Annotated in this window: 21 protein-coding genes; 4 read left to right on the top strand and 17 right to left on the bottom strand. The window is 59.9% G+C overall.

Features of this window, described 5'->3' with window-relative positions; genetic code table 11:
• Positions 1 to 16: 16 nt before the first annotated feature.
• The gene (locus EI291_RS02800; protein WP_125417723.1) at positions 17 to 808 is read left to right on the top strand and encodes an energy transducer TonB; all 792 of its coding nucleotides are present in this window, start codon (positions 17 to 19) and stop codon (positions 806 to 808) included.
• A 120-nt stretch (positions 809 to 928) separates the two neighbouring features.
• Positions 929 to 2,488: a DNA integrity scanning protein DisA nucleotide-binding domain protein gene (locus tag EI291_RS02795; RefSeq protein ID WP_125417721.1), complete on the top strand. Its 1,560-nt coding sequence runs from the start codon at positions 929 to 931 to the stop codon at positions 2,486 to 2,488.
• Positions 2,489 to 2,568: 80 nt separating this feature from the next.
• On the opposite strand, the gene EI291_RS02790 is transcribed toward EI291_RS02795, so the two are convergent.
• The 9 genes from EI291_RS02790 to EI291_RS02750 form a co-directional block, all read right to left on the bottom strand.
• Positions 2,569 to 3,387 (bottom strand): carboxypeptidase-like regulatory domain-containing protein, encoded by an 819-nt coding sequence (locus tag EI291_RS02790; protein WP_125417719.1) that lies wholly within the window; start codon positions 3,385 to 3,387, stop codon positions 2,569 to 2,571.
• 77 nt (positions 3,388 to 3,464) lie between these two features.
• Positions 3,465 to 3,980, bottom strand: coding sequence for a DUF4442 domain-containing protein (locus tag EI291_RS02785; RefSeq protein ID WP_125417717.1), 516 nt, complete (start codon positions 3,978 to 3,980; stop codon positions 3,465 to 3,467).
• 141 nt (positions 3,981 to 4,121) lie between these two features.
• Positions 4,122 to 6,101 (bottom strand): DUF3857 domain-containing protein, encoded by a 1,980-nt coding sequence (locus EI291_RS02780; protein ID WP_170172473.1) that lies wholly within the window; start codon positions 6,099 to 6,101, stop codon positions 4,122 to 4,124.
• Between the two features lie 127 nt (positions 6,102 to 6,228).
• Positions 6,229 to 8,184, bottom strand: coding sequence for a DUF3857 domain-containing protein (locus tag EI291_RS02775; protein ID WP_170172472.1), 1,956 nt, complete (start codon positions 8,182 to 8,184; stop codon positions 6,229 to 6,231).
• Positions 8,171 to 11,458, bottom strand: a complete 3,288-nt coding sequence (locus EI291_RS02770; protein ID WP_170172471.1) for a toxin-antitoxin system YwqK family antitoxin — start codon at positions 11,456 to 11,458, stop codon at positions 8,171 to 8,173. Before EI291_RS02770 ends, EI291_RS02775 begins: the two co-directional genes overlap by 14 nt.
• A 142-nt stretch (positions 11,459 to 11,600) precedes the next feature.
• Complete coding sequence (locus EI291_RS02765) at positions 11,601 to 12,143, bottom strand: PPC domain-containing DNA-binding protein (RefSeq protein ID WP_125417713.1); 543 nt, start codon at positions 12,141 to 12,143, stop codon at positions 11,601 to 11,603.
• Between the two features lie 78 nt (positions 12,144 to 12,221).
• Positions 12,222 to 13,466: a hypothetical protein gene (locus tag EI291_RS02760; RefSeq protein ID WP_125417712.1), complete on the bottom strand. Its 1,245-nt coding sequence runs from the start codon at positions 13,464 to 13,466 to the stop codon at positions 12,222 to 12,224.
• Between the two features lie 3 nt (positions 13,467 to 13,469).
• Positions 13,470 to 14,228: a hypothetical protein gene (locus tag EI291_RS02755; RefSeq protein ID WP_125417711.1), complete on the bottom strand. Its 759-nt coding sequence runs from the start codon at positions 14,226 to 14,228 to the stop codon at positions 13,470 to 13,472.
• Between the two features lie 128 nt (positions 14,229 to 14,356).
• Positions 14,357 to 14,920 carry an RNA polymerase sigma factor gene (locus EI291_RS02750; protein WP_125417710.1) on the bottom strand — a complete coding sequence of 188 codons (564 nt, stop codon included), beginning with the start codon at positions 14,918 to 14,920 and terminating at the stop codon, positions 14,357 to 14,359.
• A 265-nt stretch (positions 14,921 to 15,185) separates the two neighbouring features.
• Between EI291_RS02750 and EI291_RS02745 the strand changes: the two genes are divergently transcribed.
• Positions 15,186 to 15,719, top strand: coding sequence for a membrane lipoprotein lipid attachment site-containing protein (locus EI291_RS02745; protein WP_125417709.1), 534 nt, complete (start codon positions 15,186 to 15,188; stop codon positions 15,717 to 15,719).
• Between the two features lie 84 nt (positions 15,720 to 15,803).
• On the opposite strand, the gene amaB is transcribed toward EI291_RS02745, so the two are convergent.
• Positions 15,804 to 17,402 carry an L-piperidine-6-carboxylate dehydrogenase gene (gene amaB, locus EI291_RS02740; protein ID WP_125417708.1) on the bottom strand — a complete coding sequence of 533 codons (1,599 nt, stop codon included), beginning with the start codon at positions 17,400 to 17,402 and terminating at the stop codon, positions 15,804 to 15,806.
• A 116-nt stretch (positions 17,403 to 17,518) separates the two neighbouring features.
• Between amaB and EI291_RS02735 the strand changes: the two genes are divergently transcribed.
• The gene (locus EI291_RS02735; RefSeq protein ID WP_125417707.1) at positions 17,519 to 17,929 is read left to right on the top strand and encodes a hypothetical protein; all 411 of its coding nucleotides are present in this window, start codon (positions 17,519 to 17,521) and stop codon (positions 17,927 to 17,929) included.
• 213 nt (positions 17,930 to 18,142) lie between these two features.
• Here the strand turns inward: EI291_RS02735 and EI291_RS02730 are convergent, their stop codons facing one another.
• The 7 genes from EI291_RS02730 to deoC all read right to left on the bottom strand — a co-directional run bounded on the left by EI291_RS02730 (position 18,143) and on the right by deoC (position 24,385).
• Positions 18,143 to 19,651 (bottom strand): Do family serine endopeptidase, encoded by a 1,509-nt coding sequence (locus EI291_RS02730; RefSeq protein WP_240635343.1) that lies wholly within the window; start codon positions 19,649 to 19,651, stop codon positions 18,143 to 18,145.
• A 279-nt stretch (positions 19,652 to 19,930) separates the two neighbouring features.
• Positions 19,931 to 20,362, bottom strand: coding sequence for an Hsp20/alpha crystallin family protein (locus EI291_RS02725; protein ID WP_125417706.1), 432 nt, complete (start codon positions 20,360 to 20,362; stop codon positions 19,931 to 19,933).
• A gap of 218 nt (positions 20,363 to 20,580) precedes the next feature.
• Positions 20,581 to 21,402, bottom strand: coding sequence for a hypothetical protein (locus EI291_RS02720; protein ID WP_125417705.1), 822 nt, complete (start codon positions 21,400 to 21,402; stop codon positions 20,581 to 20,583).
• Positions 21,403 to 21,457: 55 nt separating this feature from the next.
• The gene (locus tag EI291_RS02715) at positions 21,458 to 22,654 is read right to left on the bottom strand and encodes a M20 metallopeptidase family protein (protein WP_125417704.1); all 1,197 of its coding nucleotides are present in this window, start codon (positions 22,652 to 22,654) and stop codon (positions 21,458 to 21,460) included.
• Between the two features lie 90 nt (positions 22,655 to 22,744).
• On the bottom strand, positions 22,745 to 23,131 hold the full coding sequence (locus tag EI291_RS02710; protein ID WP_125417703.1) for a hypothetical protein: 387 nt from the start codon (positions 23,129 to 23,131) through the stop codon (positions 22,745 to 22,747).
• 44 nt (positions 23,132 to 23,175) lie between these two features.
• The gene (locus tag EI291_RS02705; protein WP_125417702.1) at positions 23,176 to 23,733 is read right to left on the bottom strand and encodes a sporulation protein; all 558 of its coding nucleotides are present in this window, start codon (positions 23,731 to 23,733) and stop codon (positions 23,176 to 23,178) included.
• Positions 23,714 to 24,385: a deoxyribose-phosphate aldolase gene (gene deoC / locus EI291_RS02700; RefSeq protein WP_125417701.1), complete on the bottom strand. Its 672-nt coding sequence runs from the start codon at positions 24,383 to 24,385 to the stop codon at positions 23,714 to 23,716. Before deoC ends, EI291_RS02705 begins: the two co-directional genes overlap by 20 nt.
• Between the last annotated feature and the right edge of the window lie 177 nt (positions 24,386 to 24,562).

Raw genomic sequence — 24,562 nt, 5'->3', positions numbered from 1 at the left:
TTATTTCTCCGTTGCTATGAAACACGCATTCCGCTCGTTGCTTCTCACTACTGCCGTCAGCATTGCGGCCCTGGCTCCGGCCACCGCCCAGAAGCTGAAGTACCCCAAAGCACCGGCGGCCTCCGAAATTTACGATGCCGTGGAGAAGCCCGCCGTGCCGGTGGGCGGCGTGGAAGCCTATGCCCAGTACCTGGCCGATAACCAGCAGTACCCCACGGCGGCGCTGCAGGCCGGGGCGAAGGGTACGGTCACCGTGTCGTTTGTGGTGGAGAAAACCGGCTCTATTTCCAATGTGGCCGTGGCCCAGCCGCTCAACCCGGCCCTGGATGCCGAAGCCATCCGGCTCATCAAGGGCGGCCCGCGCTGGACACCTGCCCAGCACCGCGGCGGCGTAGTGCGCCAGCGGGTATCGGTACCCATTGCGTTTGAAATTCCGGCGGAAAACGGCAGCGGCGCTGCTACCGCCCCGGTTGGCACCGCCGCCGCGGGCCCCGTTACGCAAGTGGTTAAGCCTGACCAGCCGGCCCGCCCGGTGGGGGGCACGGAGGCATTTTTCGAGTGGATTCAGCAAAACCAGAAGTACCCCGCCCTGGCCCGGCAGAAAAAAATTCAGGGCCGGGTGATGATGGAATTTGTGGTGCAGAAGGATGGCTCCCTCACCGACATAAAGCCCGTAAAACGCCTCGGCTCCGGCCTCGATGAAGAAGCCATCCGGCTGATTAAGGCGGCCCCCAAGTGGGATCCCGCCACCTATCAGGGCCAGCCAATGAAGCAAAAGATGGTGTTGCCGGTTGTATTTACGCTGTAGCAACGCCGCTATTTCTTCGGCACTGTATTTAAGTATTTTCTGCTTTCACCCGTCAGCCCGTTTACCTGCGCTGATGCACTACCAGGCCCGCTTTGCGCGCCGCCTGCTTTCCTTCCCGCTATGTTGTCGCCCCTCCCCCTGCTTGCTGCTCCTCCCGTTGCCTTCGGAACTCCGTTGCCCGTGCCGGACAGCTTTACCATCTGGCCGTATCAGGCGCGGTTCCGGCAGGCCGCCCAGCTGATTGCCAACGGCGTATTTGAGGCGCTGGACGAAGACCTCGACCCGTATGTGCTACTGCTGGCCCTGCCGGTAAACGATGCCGACCAGACCGACCCAACCCCGATTTGCCTGGAGCCGGCCGACTATAACCTCGATGGGCAGGCCTTTGCGGAAGCCCGGGCGCGGGGGCGCTATTACCAGATGCTGCAGCCTTGGTCGTCGCCCGATGCGGAGTTTATGAGCGAGGAGATGGTGCTGCGCAAGCAAACCGCCCTGGGCCTGCGCCTAGCCGTGCAGGAAGTGTTCGATGATTTGCCCACGGGCAAGCACCTGTACTTTGCCGGGCCGGGCGTGCGTATTCAGCAGCATTATGTGATGCCCGTGCTGCGCCTAAACCGCAAACCCGCGCAGGCGCACCCCACCCTGCAGAAAAACCGCTACTACACCGACGGCCGCTTTCTGTCCTACTCGCTGCTGATGTCGGCCATTCTGCGCTTCCACGAGGAGTGCTACAAGTCCTTGACGGAGCCGGAACCCGGCTCGGGCCTGCTGGTGCGCCCCCGCGACACCGATGAAATCATCCGCTCGGCTGGCAAGCTGTTCATGGATACGCCGGCTCAGGACCTCGGCATGAACCCGGCCGCCACCAAGCTGTTTGCCACCTGCAACACTATTTCTTCGCTGCGCTACGAAGGAGCCGAGGGCATTGGCAAGCTGCTGCTGGCCCGGCGCGGGCACCCCAACCTCTCGGAGGTATTTGCCCTCACCTGCCCCACTCCGCTCACCGACTACCGGGCCGTGCGCAAGCTGCTGGAAATGACTACCTCGGATGTAAGCCTGCTGGCCGACGGCGAAAACGTGTACGCTTTGGGCCGGCAGGTGGGCCAGTACGATGCCTCCCGGGAAGATCTGTTCGTTATCAACTTTGTCACGCACTACGCCTGGGAGTTTCAGCACGGCGGGCAGGTGCTCATGCGCGCCCACTACGGCCTGCCCAGCCTGCCCCGCACCCGTCTCAACCGCGCCCGGTTCCGCCGCGACCTGAAGCAGACCTTTCAGCTCACCGACAATGTCAGGATTGAGCGCCTTTGGGATGTGGTAGTGGAAGCCAGCCGCCAGAAGCACGGTACGCTGCTGGTCATTACCACCGAGGCCCTGGCCGAAGCTGACCGCCTGAAGCTGCAGTGCACCCTCATCGAGCCGGTGCCCCTCACGCCCCTTATTACCCGCCTGGTAACGGCCATTGATGGAGCCGTACTCCTCGACCCCGACAGCTACTGCTATTCCATTGGGGTGATTCTGGATGGCAAGGCCTCGGGCCACGGCACCAGCACCCGCGGAGCCCGCTACAACTCCGCCATTCGCTACGTGGACAGCTCGCCCTACCCCTGCCTGGCCATTGTGGTCAGCGAAGATGGCCTGGTGGATGTGATTACGAAAGAAAGCCTGCGGGAAGAATAGCTTGGTACGTACGACAACAGCGCGGTCCGCTCCATAAAAACAGATGGAGCGGACCGCGCTGTTGTGGTTTAAGGAATCTTTTATTTAGCCCATCTCAGCGTTGGAGTAATGTCGAAACCATTGCCATAACCCGGAAACTGTTGCTTCACAACGGGTTCGATTGGTTCGCAGCTGAATATATTATCACGGCACCTGAATACGCTGTAACAGGAATCGGCTTTAGCATTATAGGGGTTTACATCGAACCAGAAAACTTCTCTGAGCCTCTTAGGACGCATGGACGCATACTGAATCGTATCGGAAAAGCCATCAGCCTGATTATCCCGGACTGCCTTCGAAAAACCGTAATACCACTCCTGGTACGGATCTCCCCCATGGGTAAGGGCTATATCCAGAAACAGCCGGTGGTAGCGGGGCTTGTTCTGCGGCCAGTTTACCGGCTTACCATTGTACCCCGGCCTCAGTTTACCACTGATAACCCAGTAGCCCTTACTATCGTGGCTGGCGTACTGGAAGGTGTACCGGTGAGTCGGAATCTGCCCTAATTGAATGCGGCGGCTAAGCGTATGGCTGGTTGCGCCAAAGGTGGATGGTTCCGAGATGTACAAGCCGTACCCGTTTTTGGTGAAGCTCAGCCGGTGCTGCCCGAACACGGCAGCCTGCAAAGTATAGCGGCCGTCGGAGGTAGTTTTGGTGGCAATTTCCGCGCTGTCTTCCAGTGCTACGGTCACCCCGCCGTTATCGGTCAGCGGGTCGCCGTATTGGTCGTAAAGCTGTACCTGGCCCTCGAAGGTTTGGGTTTGCGGTTTTTCCTCGGATTTTTCGCACGATGCGAGACTCACGGCTAAGGCCAGACCAGCCAATGCGTACCGTAACTGAGAAGAATAGTTTTTTTGCATATAACAGAGCTTTATCTACGCAACTGTGACCATACAACGACTAGGATGGTTGCGTCTGTGACACTATATATTTTTCGCTACCCGCGCTTCGCCCGAAACGACCACGTAATCCGGAAAGTAGCCACGGTGTCGCCGGCGGCATCGGTGCCTACGCTGGTGCACACCACGGTGCGGCCCTCGCCGGTGGCCCGGCTTTCGGCAATGGCCTGCCCGATGGCCGCCCCATCGTGGCTGATGAAGCGAATCAGGCCTACTGCCTTTTTGGTGAATTCCGCTTCCAGACCCGTTACCAGCATGGAAACCGGCGGGCCAGCCTGCACGTGCATCATGCTCAGCAGGCCGCTAGCCATTTCGGCCGCCATGCTCAGGCAGGCAAAATAGATGCTGCGAAACGGATTTTGGGTGAGGTATTTATACGGCACCGTTACGGTAGCCCGCTCCGCCGTCAGCTCCGCCACGCGCAGCCCGGCCAGGTAGGCCATGGGCAGCCGCCGCAGCATAAACAGCTTCAGCTTGAGTGGATTGCTGATGTTGCGGCGAAACGAAGCAAGGCGGGCGTCGTCGGCCGGAATGGTGGCGGGCGTTGAGTTCATAAGACAGGCGGTTGAACATTTGCAATGAACAAAAAATACTCGGCATGCTGAGTATTTTTCACTCCGGAGTCTGCCCGAAAACGCAGCAGCCCCATCCTCAATTGAGGATAGGGCTGCATGTATAAGCAAACGGCAGGCGAACTAGCCCTTCTTCTCCATCACCAATACTACTTTGTTGAAGTTGGCGGCGGCATTTACCACGCTCCGGAAGGCTTCAAAATCCGACTTGGGCCAGCGGATCTGGCGGTAGTACTCCCGAATGGTTACGGTTACCTTCTGGCCCTGCTGCTGGTAGCTGGAGTTGAACAGGTATTCTGGGCCGTTGGCAGTAGGGCCGGCCGTTACGTTCATGTTCAGATCCTGCAGGTTGCGCACCTGGTAGCCGGCGGGTACCTCAAACGTGATAGTACGGCTGTAGCTGCGGTTGAACTCGTTTTCCACGTCGAACTGCCGCTGCTCAGCCTGGTACAGCTCCGACTGCGGCCCGAGCAGTGTGCCTACTTTGAACAGGTACTTAGGGCCGGCCCGGTCCAGCAGCGCCACCGATTCCACGGTAGCATCCACAATAAATGGCTTCTCCAGCGGGTTCAGGCCGGTTTCGCCGTTTTTGACCTCCAGCTTCAGGAAGTTGGCATCGGGCACGTTGCTTTTGATGATGCCTTGCAGCACCTCGGGGCGCTTATCCTCCGGAATCAGGGCGTAGAAGGGCTGGATCTGCTGGGCACTGTAGCCGCCCAGCGTTTCGCGGATGGTCACGGTGCTTTTGTCGAGGTTGGGCGCAAACTGCACGGCAATATCCAGGTCGTTGGGGCTTTGCTCAGCGCCCATCGTTGGAATATCCCCGATTTTACCCACCGCCGTTTCAGTAGTTCCCAACTGCACGCGGCGCACAAACAGGCCTTTATTATCGGTCCAGTCGGCCGGAATCAGGGGCAGACGGTAATCGGGGCGGCCGGGAGCCAGCCACTGCTTGGTGCCAGGGAAGTAGAAAACCGGGTGGTCGAGGTAGTTCCAGGTATCGAAGGTGTCATCGAAGGGAGCTTCGGTCCGGTCGTTGGTGAGCACCAGCTCGTGGGCAATATTCAGCTTGCTCATCAGAGCGGCAAACAGCCGGGCAAAACCAGTTTCCGAAGCCGATTTGGACGCAATAACCCGCGTCAGGTTCACATCACCGGCACTTTCATTCAGGCGAAAATTGGTTTTGAGGTAGTTCTCCAGGGCCGGCAGGGGCTGGGTAGCGGGCAGGTTCATCTGCTTGAGCAGCTTGTCCACGGCCTTCAGCTCATCCTTGTCCCAGTTGTACACGCGGTTGTAGAGGAACTGACTGGCGGCCGCCCAGGTAAACAGGCGCACCCGACCCTGCGAGGCATTGTAGGCCAGCTTGTACTCCAGGCGCTGGCGCTGGGCCTGCAGGTTGGAGAAGCCTTCTTCGCGCAGGCCGGGCACATCGTGCAGCACCACGCGGCTGATGCGTTTTTCCTGCAGCACGGTGTCGCGCACGAGGGTGCCGGGGTAGCGGCGCACTTCGAAGGTCAGCGCTTCGGGCGTAATCAGCTCCACCTGCACGTCGCGGGCGGGCACCTGGCTCTGCAGGTACATGCGGCCGAAATAGTTGATACCCCGCTCCCGGGTGAACAGGTACTCAATTTCGCTGCCTTTCTCCACGCCTTCCACGGCAAACACTTTATAGCCGCGGCTGCCGTCTTCGTCCTTCAGCTCCTTCATGTTGCTTTCCTGCACGTCCACAATTTCGCCCCAGGGGCTAATGGTGCGGGCTTTCAGGGACAGGATGCGGCCGCCATCCTGCACGGGCAGGTAAATCTTGTTGAACTGCTCAATGCCGTCGGAGGTATTCACGCGCACAATGCGGTGGTCCACCGAGTACAGGTGCATTTCGTTCTTGGCATCCCGGGCAAACTCCTCCACCCGAAAGTCGCGGAGTACAATGGCGGGCTGCTTGGCCTCAGCAGCCGTAACGGTCATGGGTTTGCGCTTGGCATCCCAGGTGTAATTGGCGTATGTGAGCGTAGAGGGCGCGCTCTGGGCCTGCACGGCGGCCGGCAGCCACAACAAGGCAGCAGCCAGCAGAGCCCGGCCGTATAGGGTAGCGGTAGTTGTCACGAGGAGGGAGAAAAAGGATATACTGAGGAATGGCAGCGGGTGAGGCATGCCGGAAAATTAATCGGAACGTCATGCCTGATCTGGCGTCCGCGGAGGCGCAGCTTGATGGGCCTTTTTGCGCTGATGATCAGGCTTTTTTGCGCTTCAGAATGATGGCGTCGCGGTAAGCGGCGTTCAGTTTATCTACCACCGTGTTCCATTTGCCAAACTGCGTGGGCTCCAGCATCAGGTAGTTCACGAACAACTCCTTTTCCTGGATGATTTTGTTGCCCTTCCGCTCGTAGCGAATCGAGAAGCCCAGCATCTGGTCCTGGCCTTCCACGTTGGTGGGCAGGTAGGTTACTTCATAGCCGGCAGGTACCTCAAACTCGGTGCGGGTGCGGGTGGTGTGGTAGAAGTCGTTGGTGCGGGCCAGGGTGCGCTTGGCGGGGTCGAGGCGGTCAGAGGCGTAGCTCTGGTCGAGGTTGAGGTTAACGTACACCTCGTCGTCGAGGCGCTGCACGTAATCCTGCAGGCGGTACTCGTAGTCCACCGTGAGGGGCTGGTCGCGGGAGTCGAGGTGCTGCACGGCGTACTTATCCACGAAGAACTTGTTGTTGCCGCGCTCCACCAGGTTTTTCACCAGCTTGGCCTCATCGGTAGAGTTCAGCCCATCCAGCGCATACGACTGCCGTACTTTGCTGTAGCCGCTCAGGGCCAGGCGGCCGGTACCGCGCAGGCCGGTGTTGCCATCCAGCACCACCACGGAGCTATCCACAGTGCGGCTGCGCTGGCGCTCCATTACGGGTACGCTCACCACTTTGCAGTTCTTGCCATCCAGCGCCAGCAGCGCATCCTTGCCCTGAATCATGGACGACGGCATGCCGTAGGGCGTGTACTTGCTGGTGGCATCCAGGAATACGTACTGGCCGGGACTGGGCTCGTAGGTGGTAATCATGTGGTTATCCACGCCGGGCGTGGCCAGGTCGGCGTAGTGGTAAGGCAGGTCGCGGGTGCCAATCCAGGTGCGGTATGATTTGATGCCGGCCATGCGCAGCATTTCGTGCAGTAGGTTGGCCATATCCTTACAATCACCGTAGCGGCTGGCGTACACCTTGCCGGCATCATGCGGAATAAAGCCGCGCAGGCCGTTTTCAAAAGCAATGTAGCGCACGTGGTCCTGCACCCAGTAGTAGATGCGGGCCACTTTTTCGGGCTCCGTGCGGGCTCCTACGGTCAGCGAGTCCACCACGCGGCGCAGGGCCGGAGCTTCCTGCTTATCCAGATTGGTGACGAAACCGGAATACAGGCTGTACAGCTCCGGTACGCCGCCCAGCAGCTTCCTCGACTGGCCGTTGATCTGGGCTTCTTCCAGGAAATACACCAGATGGGGCACGTAATAGCTGGACTCCGGCGCATCCGACTCGCGGGCGGCGGCGGGGATATTCTCGGCCGTCCAGCGGTAGATGACGTTGCTGCCCTTTTCCTGCCGGGCCTGCGCCACCATGCCGGCCGGAATGTTGAACTGTTTGGTATTGAGGCGCACCGTGCGCGGCGCCGTAATCACCAGCTCGGCGTGCCGGATGGGCACATAGCTGGCAAAGTAGAACGGGTTGAGGAAGCGGGCATCGGGGTGACGCACGGTGTAGTCGCACACGGTACGCACGCCGGGGGCCACGGCCGGGTACGTGAAGCTCACGGAGCGGGCATCATCAAAGAAGATACCCGGCCGGATTTCAAACTTATCCTTGAACTCCGTCACCTTCACCGCCTTGTAGTCGTTGGTGCCGGGCAGCAGCGTGCGGGCCTCAATCTTCTGCAGGCGGTTGAAGTGGGAGCTGTACACCTGGTCGGGGGCGTACATATCCGACTGCGCGGCCAGGTGCAGCATATCGTAGTGGTGGCGGGCCAGCACCTGCACCGAGTCGCCCTTCAGCTCCACGGTTATTTCCTGCCGGTAGTCGAGATACACGGCTTTTTCGGTGGGATACTGCTGCTTGAGCTGCATGAGGTGCTGCAGTGGCTGCTGGGCCCGGACCTGCTGCCCGGCTCCCACCACCACGCCCAACACCACGGCCCAACGGCGCAACTTAGCGAGCTTCATATACATGGGTATTCCAGTAATAATCGGTGCGGAGTGGTTTGCCCTGGGCATCATAATACACCGTAGGGCCGGCTTTTTCGCCGGCCTGGAAGGTTTCTTCCCGCTCCAGAGTACCATCGGGGCGGTAGTAGCGGCTGCGGCCGTGCAGTTCGTCGAAGGCATACGCTTCCTCTTCCTGCACTTTGCCGTTGGGGTAGTAAGTGGTTAGCTGCCCGTGGAGCTGACCGTCGGCGTTGTTCTGCGTCCGGCGGAATACCTGGCCGGTGCTGTAGTAATAGGTGCGCGGACCGCTGAGGATGCCTTTTTGGTAGGTTTCGGTGGCGGCGGGCTTGCCATTGGCAAACGTGGTGCTGATGGCAGCGGCGGGTTTCAGGTCACCGGTGCCTTTACCATCGGTGCCCGGAGCCCGGTAGCCGGTAATTTCGCCGTTAGCGTAGTTCTTTTCCACCAGTAATTCGCCCTGCATGTTGAACACGCGCAACGGGCCCTGCAAATCCCCCTGGTGGTACGTGGTGGTGCGTTCCAGCTTACCGTTTTCGAAATACGTCAGCCACTCGCCTTCCCACTCGCCGTGCTGGTAGGAGCCTTTGCGCTCCAGCGCGCCCGAGGGGTAATAGGTTTTCCACTCCCCTTCCCGGCGGCCTTCCACGTATTGGCCTTCCGCAATCAGCTTGCCGGTGAACGGATGATATGCTTTGTATGCGCCGTGCTGCTTGCCCTGGTCCATCTCCATCACTATTTCCTGCTTGCCGCTCGGGGTTAGCCACGTTTCGGTGCCCTGGCTGTCATAGCAGAGCCAGTTGCTTTCCACCAGCGGCTTGCCATTGGGATAGTGCTTGGTAATGGTGCGCGAAGTGGGCAGCAACGTCAGGCGGTCCACCACCCGGCCCGTAGAGTCGTAGGCCGTCACGTTCAGGTCGCGGCCGTACTCTACCCAGCGCTCCTGCGTGAGTTTGCCGCCGGGCGTGAAGCTGCGCGTCTGGCCGTGCAGAGTGCCGTCCTGCAGGTTGTATTCTTCGCTTACCTGGCCCGTAACGTAGTACTGGCGCCAGGTGCCCTGCTGCTCACCGTTGGCATAGTAGCCGGAGCGGCGCAGCTGGCCATGGTCGAAGAAGGCTTCGGTGTAGCCGTTCAGCTCATCGTTGTGGTACTGATTGCGCTGGCTGACCTTACCGGCATTGGTGAAATGCTCCTCCTTGCCTTCCTGGCGGCCTTTTTCGTACTGGCGCACGAGGCTCAGGTTGCCGTTGGGGCGGTACCATTTCCACTCGCCGCTCATGTTGCCATCTACGTACTGGCCGGTGAAGTGCGTGCCGCCATCGGTGTAGGAGCCTTTCACCTCGGTGCGGCCTTTTTTGGCTACGGCCACCGTATTCAGCGCCTTGCCGGCCGCATCAAAGTTGGTTACCTTCACTACCCGGCCCTGGTTGTATTCCAGCTCGTTCAGCAGGCGGCCTTCGGAGTCATAGTCCTTGAAGCTGCCGTGCAGCTCGCCGGTGGTTGGGTCCAGGTTTTTCTCCTCACTGATCTTACCGGTATCGTAGAAGGTCTGCCAGCGGCCTACCTGCTTGCCGTTGCTGTAGCGGCCGGTGTGGGCCAGCTTCCCATTGGCGAAGAAGTCCTGATAGTCACCGTGCAGTTCGCCCTGCTCATAGGAGCCTTTGCGCTCCAGCGTTTTGTCCGCGTAGAACACCTCAAACGGCCCCTGACGCTTGTCGGCGACATAAGCGGCCGTCATTTCGGTGGTACCATTGGGGTAGTAGTTGGTGGAAGCTCCCTCCAGCTTATCGGCCTTGTAGATGGCCCGGCGCTGCAGCTTGCCGTTGGGGTAGTAGAACAGCGCTTCGCCCACGGCATCCCCGTTCACATAGGGTCGCACTTCGCGCACCTCGCCGCAGTAGTGATACAGCTTGGCCGTGCCCGCAAGCTGGCCTGCTTTGTAGGTTCCCTCTACCGATAAGCGTCCGTTGTCGTGGTATTCTACGTAGCGGCCGTCGAGACGACCTTCGGCATCATAGTTCAGCTCTTTGGAAACCTGCCCGTTGTCGTGGTACTCGCGCCAGAGGCCGGTCCGCTTGCCATCGGCCGTGAAAGTACCCTGCTTGACGATGGCACCGGCTTTGTCCACAATCAGCCAGGGGCCGCTCAGGCTTTGCAGGTCGCCATCCTTGGATACCCCCTGCCCGATTCCCTGCAGCCTGTTTTCATGAAACCAGCCCTGCAGGCGCTTGCCCTCCGGCTGCCCTGCTACCGGCTGCTGCACGCGCAGGCTCAGCAGTGCCCGGGCCACATCCTGGCTCATGCGCTCCACCTTGCTTTTGTTCGACTTCACCCACTGGGCGGGCCGCTTATCATCGGCGGAGTATAGAATGAGGTAGGTGAAGGCCGTCAGGTTATCGTCGCGGCGCAGGGCTTCCACCATGGGGCCGTAAGCGCGCAGCCACAGGTCGGTTTCGTTGGGGCCGGCCGCCGGAAACTTCTCCACCAGCAGTTGCGCCTGCTTCACAATGTTGGCATCGAACTTCACCTTCGACTTATAGTCGCTGCGCAATGCTACTTTCGACGTAATCAGTAGGTCCAGGTCCTGGAACGCGTCGTTGGGCACGAAGGGCTTTTCCTGGTCCTTGAGGTCGATTTCCTGGGCGTTGCGGGCAATCCGCTCAGCCAGAATCAGCACTTCCTGGCTTTTCTCGCCATCGGGGTTGATGGCCAGATACGTGAGCAGACTGATGAGGGCCCGGGCCGTCTGGCCCTGCTCCAGGGCCAGCCATGCCAGCTGATAGTGCGTGCCCGGGTGGGTGGGCGCCAGCTCCAGACTGCGCGTCCAACTGGCCAGGGCGGCGGGGCGCTTTTTCAGGGCATCGTAGCTTACCCCCTGGTTAAACCACAGCAGCTGGTTGTACGGGAAGCGCTTCAGCCCATCAGCGTAAGCCTGAAACGTTTCGGGCTCGTGCTTCAGGTTTTCTTCGGCCTCTGCCAACACGTAGTACGGCTGGGGGTCGTGCATGTACAGGGCAATGGCCCGGCGGCTGGCTTCAGCCGCCTCTTTATACTGCTTGTTCTGCAGATACGACAGCGCCAGTTCACCCTGAATATTCACATACCCCGTATCGGAGGACGGCACCAGCAGATACTGGCGAATGGCACCGGCATAATCTCCTTTATCATGGAGAGCAATGGCCTCGGGCAGCACCTGGGCGGCGGTAGGCAGAGCGGCAGGCTGTTGTTGCCCGTACGCGGCAGCGGCGGCTCCGGCCCACAGGCTCAGGAGCATACCGTACGTAAAAACACGCATTACTATAGAACTGAATAAAATACTCCATCGGCCTCTCCGCCCCTGCGGTGGCACGTTGATAGTTCCACAAGTATACCTGTTTTGGGTGGCTTGAAAAAGTCCTACCCTCACCAGGGAAGCGCTATTTTTTGCGGGCCGGTTTCGGAGCGGCCGGAGCCGGTTTTGCGGCGGCAGGTGCGGGGTACACGGCAAGTTCCTGATACCCAAAGGTGGCATCCGTTTCGCGCCGGAATTCCAGTTCCGGCAGTTCGCCAATTATCAGTTCCAGCGTGGTATACACAATGTTGCCTTCCAGCAGGTGGCCCCCCAGCGTACGGCCGGTAGAATCGGCCACGGACAGGTGCAGGTGGCTGCCATTTACGGAAAGCGTCCCTACCAAAGAAACTACCTCGAAATGGCCGTGGTACGCCGTAGCACCTTCCTGATTAGCCAGCCGCAGGGTGGCCGTAGTCAGGCTGCCCACGGCGGTCAGGATGCCGGCGGCCCGCAGGTGGTGCTGCTGGGCAAAAGCCTGCAGCTCCCGGCGCACATCCTGGCCCGGCCGCAGGCGCAGCGCATACGTGCGCAGTGAGGAAGCAGGGGCAGCAGGCATAACCGAAGAAGATTGAGCAGTGGCGAAAAGGTGGCTACTCAGGAGCAGGAACACCAGCAGGAAAGTACGCATCGGCAGAGAAGGCAAAAAGAAAAGGTCAAAAGTAACCGCACGGCTACTTCTGACCTTTTCTTTTTGCGTCTTCTTGGCTTACCGGTTGAAGCTCACGTTGCCGTAGCGCACTTTGATGTTCACGTTACCGGCATTACGGGCAGGCAATGCCCCAAACGTGCCCTGCATGTCACTGGAGGAAGCACTGGTTTCCTCAGATTCCACTTTCACCAGGCGCTTATCCACCAGCAGCTTGCCGTGGTCGGTGTTCACGTCGAAGTCGAAGCCGGCGCCATCGGGGAAGTTGAGCAGAATGGTGCTGTAGCCGCCGTCGAGGTTGATTTGCCGGAAATTTTTGCCGGTGTTGCGCACCTCAAAATTGGGGCAATACTGCAGCTTCATATCCAGCTGGTTGCTGAGCTTATCAATGCTGAAGCGGGAGTAGCCGGAAGTGCCGCGCAGGTTGCGCACGGTGCCCAGGGCCACATCACCATACTTGCTGTGCACCGTCAGGTCCTGCACCGTGCCAATGTCAATATCGGATGAGTTGTTGCGCAGGTCAATAGTGCCGCCGTCGGTGAGGCGCAGCTTGGAGTAGGATGCATCCACCACCATGCGGCCGGCAAACGGCACGGAGCACTGGGCATTGCACAGGCGCACCGTATTGCGGGGTCCTTCCAGCCGGGCCGTACGCAGGCTGCCGTACTCCACGGCCAGCTCAGTAGCGCCGCTTACATCACTGGTCAGGCTGATTTCCCCAAAGGTATTGTGCAGAGCCAGCGGCGTATTCTTCGGCACCCACACCGTGTAGTTTACTTCGTAGAGCTTGGTACGGGTCCAGCACTCCCGTGGCATGACCCCGAAGCGGGAACGGGCTACCGTACCGCCCGTTACGGGGTCTTTGTCCTGCAGCTGCACCTGAATCATATCCTGCAGCTGCTGGGCTTTTTCCTCGGTTTCAGCGCGGGTGATGATGTCCACATCGGTCCGCACCTCGGGTCGGTTCCACACGTTCACTTGGACGCGGCCGTAGCGGGTATCCAGTGTGTACAGCTTGGTGGCACTGGCCGGAAAGGTGCGGCTGATTTTGCGCACTTTTTCTACCGCCAGCGTCGGCTGGGCTTCTTCCTGCGGGCCCTGGCCGGTGCCGCCCTGGCGGGCATCGGGAGTACCCTGCTCATTGCCAGGCAGCGCAGGAATAGTCGGCTCACAGTAGTACGCGGCGGCTACAGACGGGCCTGTTGGCAACAACTGCGCCTGTCCGCTGTGTACGGCCACACTCAGCAGCCCGGCCAGCAGTCCTAAACGCCCAACCTGACCAGAATTCAGTGAAAAAAGGCGCATAGATCACGGAATCCGGCGGCTGTCGGCCACCATGTACGGTTGGCTATGATAATCCCGGATTCGTTCCCGCGTGTGCAGCTGCTGGGTAAGCAGCTCCAGCCGGATCTGCATGTTGCGGTTCATGGCTTCCAGCACCACATCGGGCTCGGGGTTGCGGTACAGCTCGGTTTTCAGTTGCTGGTAAGTGGAGTCCAACGCAGTCAGCTCCTGCTGCCAGTCGGCTTTGGGGGCTTGGCCCACGGTTTCGGCCGTTACTTCACGCAGCTCCTGCTGCCGCTCCGAAATCTGGGCGGCGTAATAGGATTCCATGCGCTTCACGGCACTGGCCAGGCGCTGCTCCGGGCCATCGGCGGCAGCAGTGGCCGTCAGGGCCGGACCGGAGTACAGGTCATGGTCGGGGTCTGAGGGCGCCGCCATGGTCAGGGCCGGCTGCCCGGTGCGCGTCCAGATGGTGGCTTCGGTACGGTGCTGCCAGAACCAGGTACCCACCATCAATAGTGCGGCCACGGCGGCCGCTACGCCATACGGCCGGGCCGAGCGAACAGCAGCAGTATCCGGGGCGGCAGCCGGGGTCAACGGCTGAGTTTCAGCCACCGGGAACAGCGGCACTACGCGCAACGGCGCGGTTTCTTCTTCCGGCGCGGCGGCCAGATCCAGGTCAAGCGCAATATCATCCCACAGATTCGGGCGGGGCTCGAACACATCGAAGTCGGCGCGGTGGTGTTCCACGAAGGCTTCCAGTCCGGTTTTCTTCTCGTTCATGTCAGGTGGTAATGGAGCGGTGTAAGCCGGGGCAGGCTGAGTAGGCAGATGGGGTGGACCAGCGTAAATACCGGGCCAGCAAACAACGCGTGAGGTCGGGTGAAGGATGGAAACAGGGCTCTTTTATGCTACAGGCCGTGCTGACGGGCCAGCTCCAGGAGCTTTTTCCGGGCCCGGCTATACTGCGACTTGGAGGTGGATTCCGTGATGTTGAGGATACCGGCAATTTCAGCGTGGTCGTAGCCTTCCAGCAGGTAGAGCGACAGTACTACGCGGTACCCATCGGGAAGCTCCTGCACGCAGCGGCGCACCACATCGGCCCGCCAGCCAAGCTCCTCCGAGTCCAGCCCGAGCGGCTCCGAGTCGGCGGCGGCCCCATCGTGCTGCTCGGCCAGCGGCACCAGCTGCAGGCGCCGGTTGCGCAGGCAGTTAATGCTTTTGTTGATGACGATGCGCTTAAGCCAGGAGCCAAACGACGAATCGCCTTTGTAGCTGTGCAGCTCCCGGAAAGCACTCAGAAACGACTCCTGCAGCACATCCTCGGCCTCGGCATAGTCGCCGGTAATCCGCAGGGAGGCGTTGAACATAGCCTTGGAGTAGCGCTTGTAGATTTCGGCCTGGGCACGCCGGTCACCCAGGCGGCACCGCTCGACTAGCGGCGCATTGATGTCAGTGTACGCAAATGCCTCCATTGGTTGCTCTGTTGGCGGATGTTCGGAAACGGGTGAATCGTAAATATCCAACTTTCCGGGCTAAAACGGCTCGTGCTATCAGGTAAGCAGGTGAAAGACAGTAGGCCACCGCGCAGGGTTGCACTACCTTAAAAAGACAACGGCTCGTTTCAGATTGTTCAATAGCTTTGGCTACCTACTTCCATCCGGCACCGTAACGCCGCCTTTTTCTTCCAATTGGCTCAATCCTTGCACCCCCGCTGGCTTCTATCACCCGTATTCTCCCATGAAAAAAATTCTATTCGGCCTAAGTCTCCTGACTGCCCTGACAGCGTGTTCTAAAAAGGATTCCACTCCGACCATCAACTTCGGAGCAGATGGCGGTATCACGGAGCGTGATGCCAGCAACCGCTCCATCGGCACAACCGACCCCACCGACTGGGCCCGCGACGACACCTGGAATGAGCAGGAACTGGCGCTATTTAAGCTGCCCTTCAACCTGAACGTGGCCCCTACTGCCAACACGCAGCCCCGCACCTTTTTCCCGAATCCGGCTACGCTTCAGGGGGGCGGGAACTTCGGTTTTTACAACATCCCCGGCGGCGCCATGCTGAAACTGGTGTACGTTGACCGGAAGTATCAGATTGTCAATGAACAGGAATACGGCACTTTCAGTGTTCCTGATATTCTGTTTCACTTTGAGTTTCCGGCCGACAAGTTCAAGGCTAATACTGTGTACCGGGTATATTACGTCATCTACAATCCTGTTCTGAGGAGCATGTACATAAAGGGCCACGGTGATATCAAGTTCGGAGGCTAAACCGGCAGCCGCCTACGTACCGCAACGGCCCGCCCGGATAAACCGAGCGGGCCGTTGGTATTCGAAATAAGGTCGAAGCAGACGTTACACGTCGAACTTGATGCCCTGGGCCAGCGGAAGCTGGGTGCTGTAGTTGATGGTGTTGGTCTGGCGGCGCATGTACACGCGCCAAGCGTCGGAACCCGATTCGCGGCCGCCGCCGGTTTCTTTTTCGCCCCCGAAGGCCCCGCCAATTTCGGCCCCGCTGGTGCCGATGTTCACGTTGGCAATACCGCAGTCGGAGCCGGCGTGGCTGAGGAAGGCTTCGGCCTCGCGCATGTTCACCGTGAAGATGCTGGACGACAGGCCCTGCCGTACCCCGTTCTGCACGTCAATGGCGTTTTCCACGCCGCCGCTGTACTTAATGAGGTAGAGAATGGGCGCAAAGGTTTCTTCCTGCACGGTGTGGTACTCGTTGCGGGCTTCCACAATGGCGGGCTTCACGTACGTGCCGGTTTCGTAGCCAGTACCGCTCAGCACTTCGCCGCCAATCAGCAGCTTGCCACCTTCGGCCTGCACGGCTTCCAGGGCTTTCTGGAAGCTGGTTACGGCGTCTTTGTCAATCAAAGGGCCTACCAGCGTGCCTTCCTGCAGTGGGTGGCCGATGGGCAGGTTGGGGTAGATTTTGAGCAGGCGGGCCTTCACATCCTCGTAAATGGAATCGTGAATGATGAGGCGGCGGGTGGTGGTGCAGCGCTGCCCGGCCGTACCCACGGCCCCGAACACGATGCCCGGCATGGCCAGGCCGAGGTCGGCGTTTTCGGTGAGGATGATGGCGTTGTTGCCGCCCAGCTCCAGCAGCGCGCGGCCCAGGCGGGCACCAACTACTTCACCTACCTTCTTACCCATGCGGGTGCTGCCCGTGGCCGATACCAGCGGCACGCGCGTATCAGCGGCCATTTTGGCCCCGATTTCGGCGTCGCCGATAATCAGGTTGAAGATACCCTCGGGCAGCTCGTTTTCACGCAGTACGTCCTGCAGGATGTGCTGCACGGCTACGGCCGTGAGGGGCGTTTTTTCGGAGGGTTTCCAGATGCAGGTGTCCCCGCACACGGCGGCCAGCATAGCGTTCCAGCTCCACACGGCCACCGGGAAGTTGAAGGCCGAGATGATGCCCACCACACCCAGCGGGTGGTACTGCTCGTACATGCGGTGGCCGGGGCGCTCGGAGTGCATGGTGAAGCCGTGCAGCTGCCGCGAGAGGCCCACGGCAAAGTCGCAGATGTCAATCATTTCCTGCACTTCTCCGAGGCCTTCCTGCAGGATTTTGCCCATCTCGTAGCTCACCAGCTTGCCCAGCGAGTCTTTGTACTCGCGCAGCTTGTTGCCAATCTGACGCACGATTTCGCCGCGCTTGGGGGCGGGCATCAGGCGCCAGGTTTTGAAGGCTTCCTGGGCTTTCAGCACTACCTGCTCGTAATCGTCGGCGGTGGCCAGGACTACGGTGCCAATGGTGCGGCCGTCGGCGGTGGAGGTGATGGTGCGGGTGTTGCCGTTATCGGCACCGCCCCAGGTGAGGCCGGTGCTCCAGGCCGCGTTGTGGGCCGTAATGCCCAAGTCGTGCAGTACCTGCCGGATGCCGTGGTGGTCGTGGTCCTGTACGTCGGTGCCGGTGGCAACGGCTTCTTCGAGAGCTTGTTTCATGAGGGTGAAAACGGGTATGGTTGGGTGGGAATGAGAAGTTGAATGAGGTGCGCCGGGGCGTTCAGCAAAGCTAGCAAAAGCATTCTGAGCACGCGCCCACTCCGTATCTTTACCCTATGTCCTCGGCCCTATCCATCACTCCCCGCCCCGATCTGCACATTCTGGTTGCCCGCTGGGCCGATGATGGCCTTACCGTGCAGCTACAGCAGGATTATGCCCACATTCTGGCCCTGGCTCAGGAACACCACCTAGCGCGGTGGCTGCTGGACGTGCGCCGCCGCGACCAGCTAAACCCCGAGCTGGGCCAGTGGACTACCCATGTATTCTACCCACAGGCCGCCACGCAGCTGGAGCCGCAGCACCTGCGTATTGCGGTGCTCTGTTCTCCCGGCCGGCTGGCCGTGTACGAGGCCGACCCAGCCCAGCAGCAGTACCTGGCGTATGGCCTGGAACCCGGCCGCAATTACGACCTGCGCCTGTTTATCGAGGAAGGCGTAGCCATGGAGTGGTTGCTGGCTACTGTCTGAAGACTTCGAAACGATTATACTAAGCAGAGCCGGAGCGGCTTTACTGCAGTGTTAGTCAAAGAAGTCAGTCAGAGGTAGAGATGCTTCGGCTGCGCTCAGCATGACGTTCAACATAGTTGCAGATGGTTTTTCAGGCGCAATGGAAGCTTTACAATAAAAAGGCCCTCCGCTGCTGCAGCGGAGGGCCTTTTTTGTTCTAGAATAAGCTGGTGGTTACTGGGCCTGCCCGATGGGGTAATAGGCTTTGCGGCCGTCGGGGTACACGCCTTCAACCAGCGCGCCTTCGGTTTCCTTGGCAGCTTCGAGGTAGCGCTGCACGTCCTGGGGCTTCTGTACCTTGTTCTTGTCGATGCGGGTGATGATGAAGCCGTCGGCAATACCAGTTTCGCGGAAGTTGGAGCTGCGGATGCCGCTGATTTTGGCCCCACCTTCGATGCCCAGCTTGTTCTGCTCCTGCTTGGTTACGGGCGTGAGCGAAGCGCCTTCGTACTTAATCACCGAGGCTACTTCCTCCCGGATAATATCGGTGGTGCCGGTGGAATTACGCAGGGTGGCACTGGCGGTGTTTTCGCGGCCGTCGCGCAGGTAAGTCACCTTGATTTTGTCGCCGGGGCGGAAGCGGGCTACCTGCTCCTGCAGCTGTGAGGAGGTGTTTACCTTGGCTCCGTTGATTTCCGTGATGATGTCGCCTTCTTTCAAACCGGCATCAGCGGCCGAGCTGGTTTTGTTGAAGCCCATCACGTACACGCCGTTCAGAGTGTTAAGCTTTTTCTCGGAAGCCAGCTGTGCATCCACTTCCCGGATCTGCACGCCCAGCAGGGCGCGCTGCACCACTTTATACTTGAGCAAGTCATCCACCACCTTGCTCACAATGGAGCTGGGCACGGCAAACGAGTAGCCCACGAACGAGCCCGTTTGGGAGGCAATGGCCGAGTTGATGCCAATCAGGTCGCCATTGAGGTTTACCAGCGCACCGCCTGAGTTACCGGGGTTTACTACGGCGTCCGTCTGCAGGAACGACTCTACGCCCATGCCATCTTCGCGGCGCAGGATATTGATGTTACGCCCCTTAGCCGAAATAATACCGGCCGTAACGGTGGAGTTCAGATTGAAGGGGTTGCCCACGGCCAGTACCCACTCCCCTACCTTCACCTGGTCGGAGTTGCCGTAGCGGATGAAGGGCAGGTTATCGGCCTTCACCTTCAGCAGGGCCAGGTCGGTGGTGGGGTCAGTGCCCACCAGCTCAGCCTGGAACTTGCGCTTGTCGTCCATCACCACCTCAATCTTATCGGCCTTGTCCACCACGTGGTTGTTGGTCACGATGTAGCCGTTGGCGGCAATGATAACGCCCGAGCCCGAGCCCTGTTGCGGCCCCTGCTGGCGGCCCCGGCCCTGATACTGGTCGATTTCATCCCCGAAGAACTGCCGCAGGAAGGGGTCCATGCGCGACACGTCGTCCTGGTTATTTTTTGGAGCATATTCCGTCATTACGTGCACTACGGCCGGCGTTACGGAGGCAGCAGCGGCCGTGAAGTTGAGGCCTTCAGGCACCGTGTAGGTGCTGCTGCGCAGCTCACTGGTGTAGCGCACATTCGGGTCAGCGGCAATGGCCTGGGGCGAATACGGACGCGCCGGCTCCAGCAGCTTGTACCCACCTACCGCCACGCCACCACCGAGAATGGCGGAACCGAGCAGGCCGAGCATCATTTGTTTTGCTTGCATGGGTAAGAAAGAGGTGAAAAATGAACTAGATGACTTGAAAATACAACAGAAACGTGAGCAGACCATGAATACCGACTGCCCGGCTGGGGCAGCAGGGCTGCTTTTCTACTCTCCTAACGCCAGATACCACCTGATTGGTGTCCGGTTGCATGGGCGTTGAAGGAGGAAAAGCGCCCGTTGGTAGATTATCCGCTAAGCTGCTCAGCTACTGCACGAGCAGTCATGGTATAGGCAGTAAACAAAAAGGGCACCGTTTCGGGTGCCCTTTCGGTAAACTACTTAGCGCACCTCAATCTGGTGCTTGGTGACTTTCTTACTATCGAAGGGCAGTTGCAGACGCAGGATGCCGTTGGTCAGCTCGGCCTGGATGGCAGTTACATCCACCGTATCGGGCAGGCGGAAGGTGCGGGAAAAGCTACCGTAGCCCGACTCTACGCGGCGGAACTTGGGCGCATCCTCAGCAGCTTCCGGGGCTTTTCGCTCCCCACTGATGGTAAGCTGGCTGTCCTGGAAGTCGATTTTCACATCTTCCTTAGCAACCCCTGGGAGCAGCAAGTGCAGCTCGAACCCAGCGGGGCTTTCCAGCACGTCGGCCTGGGGGACAAAGGTTTTTATCGGCTCATTGAGAGCAGGCAGCGTGTCGCGCAACATGTCGTTCAAAACGGAGTTAAAGGCGCGGGCGGGGCGGTTGTTATACAGCAGAGTTGCCATGGTACTATCGAAAATTTAGAGTTGAAGTGTCACTGTCCGCCGCAACTGGTGCGCGGACACTCCTGTACTCTATAAAATCTGTACCAATCAACAAATAGTGACTTTTTGTCTTATTTTATTCTTATCCGATATTTTACTTATTTATATTTATCAAGCAATCTTCATTCATTCGCCGGAAACGCAGTAAAACACGCCTTATAACAAATGACAATATGACACTAATACTGCGTCGGTAGCTGACGCCGGCTGGTATCAGTAGCACGCTGACCCAGCGTCACGCGCATATCTAGGCCGAGTACCGGCTGCACAATCCGGCCGTTGCCGCCCGGGATTTTCACGCTACCGTCGGGGTTGAACTGGGGCTGGCCGATGAAGTAGCTGTTCTGCCAGGCTACCCAGGGCGTAAAATCAAAACGGGGCGAGAGACGCACACCCACTTCCCCACGCAACTCCGAGAAATCCAGGAAGGGCTCCTTCGCCTCATAGTCTTCGCGCTGGAAGCGCAGGTAAGCCTCGGGCTCCACAGCCACGCGCGGGCGCAGGGCCAGGCCGCTGCTACCCAACGGGAAAATCCGGTCCACATCCAGGCGCAGGGCTGCCAGGAACCGCCCAGAGTTGGCTACATCCAACGGCCAGTTGTAGCCAATTGCCAGCCGCTGCCGAAAATTGACGCTACCAAACGTATTCCAGTGGCGGCCAAACACCTCCGGCAGCAGCGTGTGGGTATAGAAGGAAGAGTACAGCGTACTGTTCTGCACACGCTGCCCATTCAGCACCGCCCCCCAGCTCCATTGGTCATTCCAGAAATGCTCGTACCCCAGTCGCACGATTTGCCCCGAAAACAGCGGCGTGGCCTCCAGCTTGGTATCGAAGTGTTGCACACCCACGGCACCAAACAGGTAGTCGTTGCCGCTGAGCGGCAGTTCTACCTGGGCCTGGGGCTGCAGTACCGTAAAGCTTTTGGTGCGGCGCTGGGCCTGAGCGGTGGTAGCCAGTGCCAGTGCGGCCACCGCCGCGAGTAGAATAGAAAAGTTGCGCATCGGATACGGGTGATGACAAACTACTCCTGGGTTAAGAGTAGGCTATAGAAATTAACTACTCCGCCAGCTCCCGCAGCGCCAGCCAAGCCATCAGGCCGGGACCAGTTTCCAGGGCAGCCGCGTCGATATCAAAAGTGGGCGTGTGCACGGACGAGGTGAACCGGCCGCTGCCGTCGGCGGCGGCGGTGCCCAGGCGGTAGAAACAGGCACTGGCGGCCTGGCTGAAGTAGGCGAAGTCCTCGGCGGCCATCCACTGGTCCAGCTCCACCACGTTTTCGCGGCCCAGGTACTCCACGGCGGCCTGCTCGGTGCGGGCGGTGAGGGCAGGCTCGTTTTCCAAATAGGGGTAGCCGCGGCGGATTTCCAGCTCGCAGGTGGCCCCCATGCTCTCGGCCAGCCCCTCGCAGAGGCGGCGCAGGTGCTCGTGGGCCTCGTTGCGCCATTCTTCATTCAGGGTCCGGAAGGTGCCTTCCAGCAGCACTTCGTTCGGAATGACGTTGGTGGCACCCTGGGCAATGACCTTCCCGAACGACAGCACTGAGGGCAGCTTGGGATTGGCGCGGCGGCTCACAATCTGTTGGGCAGCCACAATGATATGGGCGGCCACCAGCACAGGGTCGATGTTCTGCTCGGGCATGGCCCCATGGCCGCCTTTGCCGCGTACGGTCAGGTACAGCTCATCGGTGCTAGCCATGTAGCGGCCGGCGCGCAGGCCCACCTTTCCGGCCGGCAGGCGCGGAAACACGTGCTGCCCCAGCACGCTGGCCGGTTTGGGGTTTTCCAGCACGCCCTCTTTAATCATCAGGGAAGCGCCGCCGGGCAGCAGTTCCTCGCCGGGCTGAAACATAAGCTTCACAGTGCCTTCAAACTCTTCTTTCAACGCCACCAGAATGCGGGCCACGCCCAGCAGCGAGGCCGTGTGCACATCGTGGCCACAGGCATGCATCACGCCGGGGTTCGTGGATTTGTAGGCCACTTCGTTTTGTTCGGTAATGGGCAGCGCATCCATATCGGCGCGCAGGGCTACGGTACGCCTGCCCGGATTACGGCCTTCAATGAGGGCCACCAGGCCGGTACCGGCAATGGGCCGGGGCTGCAGGCCCAGCTTCTGCAGCTGCTCCGTAACGAAAGCAGCCGTATTGTGCTCCTGAAACGACAGCTCCGGATGGGCGTGCAGGTGTTGGCGCAGAGCTACGGTATCGGCGGCGGCCTCAGCGGCCAGGGTTTTGATGCGGGCTATCAGATGAAGCATAAGGCAAGGCTGCAACTGCAGAACAAGTGAGAAATAAACGGTCAAGCTGGCGTACAGGAAACCCACCAGCTGGCAGCCGGCCGGCTAAGGCTACTCGAACAGGACGCTGGGATACGGGCGCACCGTCAGGAGCATGGGCCGGCCAAAGGTATTGGGATTGAAGGCGGCCTCATCCTGCTCCAAAGAAAACGAGATACGGCTTACCAGCACGCAATCCGGAAACTCCAGATACTGGCCGCGCTTGTCGTTGTTGTAGCGTATACGGCCGCGCACAGCCACCGTAAAATCCAGCAGAATGGACCGGGTAGGCTGGTGAACCAGCGTTACATCCACCACACCGGCGTGCGACCAGAGAGTTACCAGCAGCTTCAGACCGGCCTGCTCCACCTCAAAATGCAGCCCGCCGTTGTCGTTTTCAGTAGGAATGACTTCCAGCCCCTGTAACAGGTCCAGCTCATCCCATTGCAACTGACGCATACTTGCCATACCGAACGTGCATTGGCCCGACGCAAGCCGGCTGGTTAGTAAGCGGTTTTGTTGATGATAACCTGCGCCGATTCCAGCTCGGCCTTGGGTGCCAGGGGCCGGATGCGCAGCAACGCCTGCTCCGCCTCCAGCCGGGTGAGGTAGTCGCCAATCCAGAGGCGGAAAATTGGCTGCTTGAACGCCAGGTAATCGGTTTCCTCGGGGTAGCGGCTGATAACGGCTCGGCGGACGGCCATGGCCTGGTCCTTCTCCAGCCCCACGTACGCCAGAATGCGGTAGCCCTGGGCATACTTCACGTTCTGGTTGGTGTAGGCCTGGTCACGAAGGCGCTGCTCCACCTGCGCATTCACCTGGTTGGTGGGCGTCACGAAGCGGGCGGGCGTACCCGAAACCGTGGCCGAAGCCTTGGGAGCTGCAAATACCGGCCGGTACCGGCTCAGGTCTTCGGCAGCGGGCGTAGCGGGTACAGAAGTGGCTTTGCGCGTGGTATCGGGAGCAGTGGAAGCGGCCGGAGCCGCGGGCCCCGAGGCGGCACAGGCACCGAGGGAAAACAGGGCAGACAGCAGCAGCACGTTACGTAGCAGATGTTTCATGGGAAGATTCGGCTATCAGGGCCAGACTATTAGATGAGCCAATCCGGTCGGCGCCGGCTTCTACCAGCGCCAGTGCAAACGCCCGCTCCCGAATGCCGCCCGAGGCCTTAATACGGATGTGCGCGGGCAACGATTGGCGCATCAGGGCAATATCGGCCACCGATGCCCCCCGACTGGCAAAGCCGGTGGAGGTTTTCACGAAGTCGGCCCCGGCTTCCTCGCACAGGTGGCAGGCCGTTACAATTTCCTGCTCCGTCAGCAGGGCCGTTTCGATGATGACTTTGAGCAGGGCCCCGCGCAAATGGCACAGCTCGGCCAGCTGCCCGATTTCCTCCTCCACTTCTTCCAGTCGGCCGGCTTTCAGCGCACCTACGTTGATGACCATATCCAGCTCCGTCGCGCCTTCGGCCAAGGCCTGGTGGGCCTCAAAGAACTTCACCTTGGCCAACGAGTAGCCCAACGGAAAGCCAATAACGGTGCACACCGGCACGCCGGTACCGTGCAGCTGCTCGGCGGCCAGCCGCACGTAGCAGGGTGGCACGCACACACTGGCAAAATGGTATTCGGCCGCTTCGGTGCAAAGCCGGGCAATCTGCTCCGGCGTGGCATCCGGCTTCAGCAGCGTATGGTCGATGGTTGAGGCGAGGTTCACAAGGGCAAAGGTACGAGGGGAAGTTTACCCCACCCCCGGCCCCTCCCCTCCGGGAGAGGGGTGCCAGACGCGAGTTTATGAATCCTGATTCATTGAACACACCCCTCTCCCGGAGGGGAGGGGCCGGGGGTGGGGTAAATGCTACAAAAAACCGCCCCGGCTTCCTGCCAGGGCGGT

Source organism: Hymenobacter rigui (genome assembly GCF_003944715.1).
Classification (GTDB): domain Bacteria; phylum Bacteroidota; class Bacteroidia; order Cytophagales; family Hymenobacteraceae; genus Hymenobacter; species Hymenobacter rigui.
Note: the sequence above shows the minus strand (reverse complement) of the source record. Positions and strands in the feature narration are given on the sequence as shown.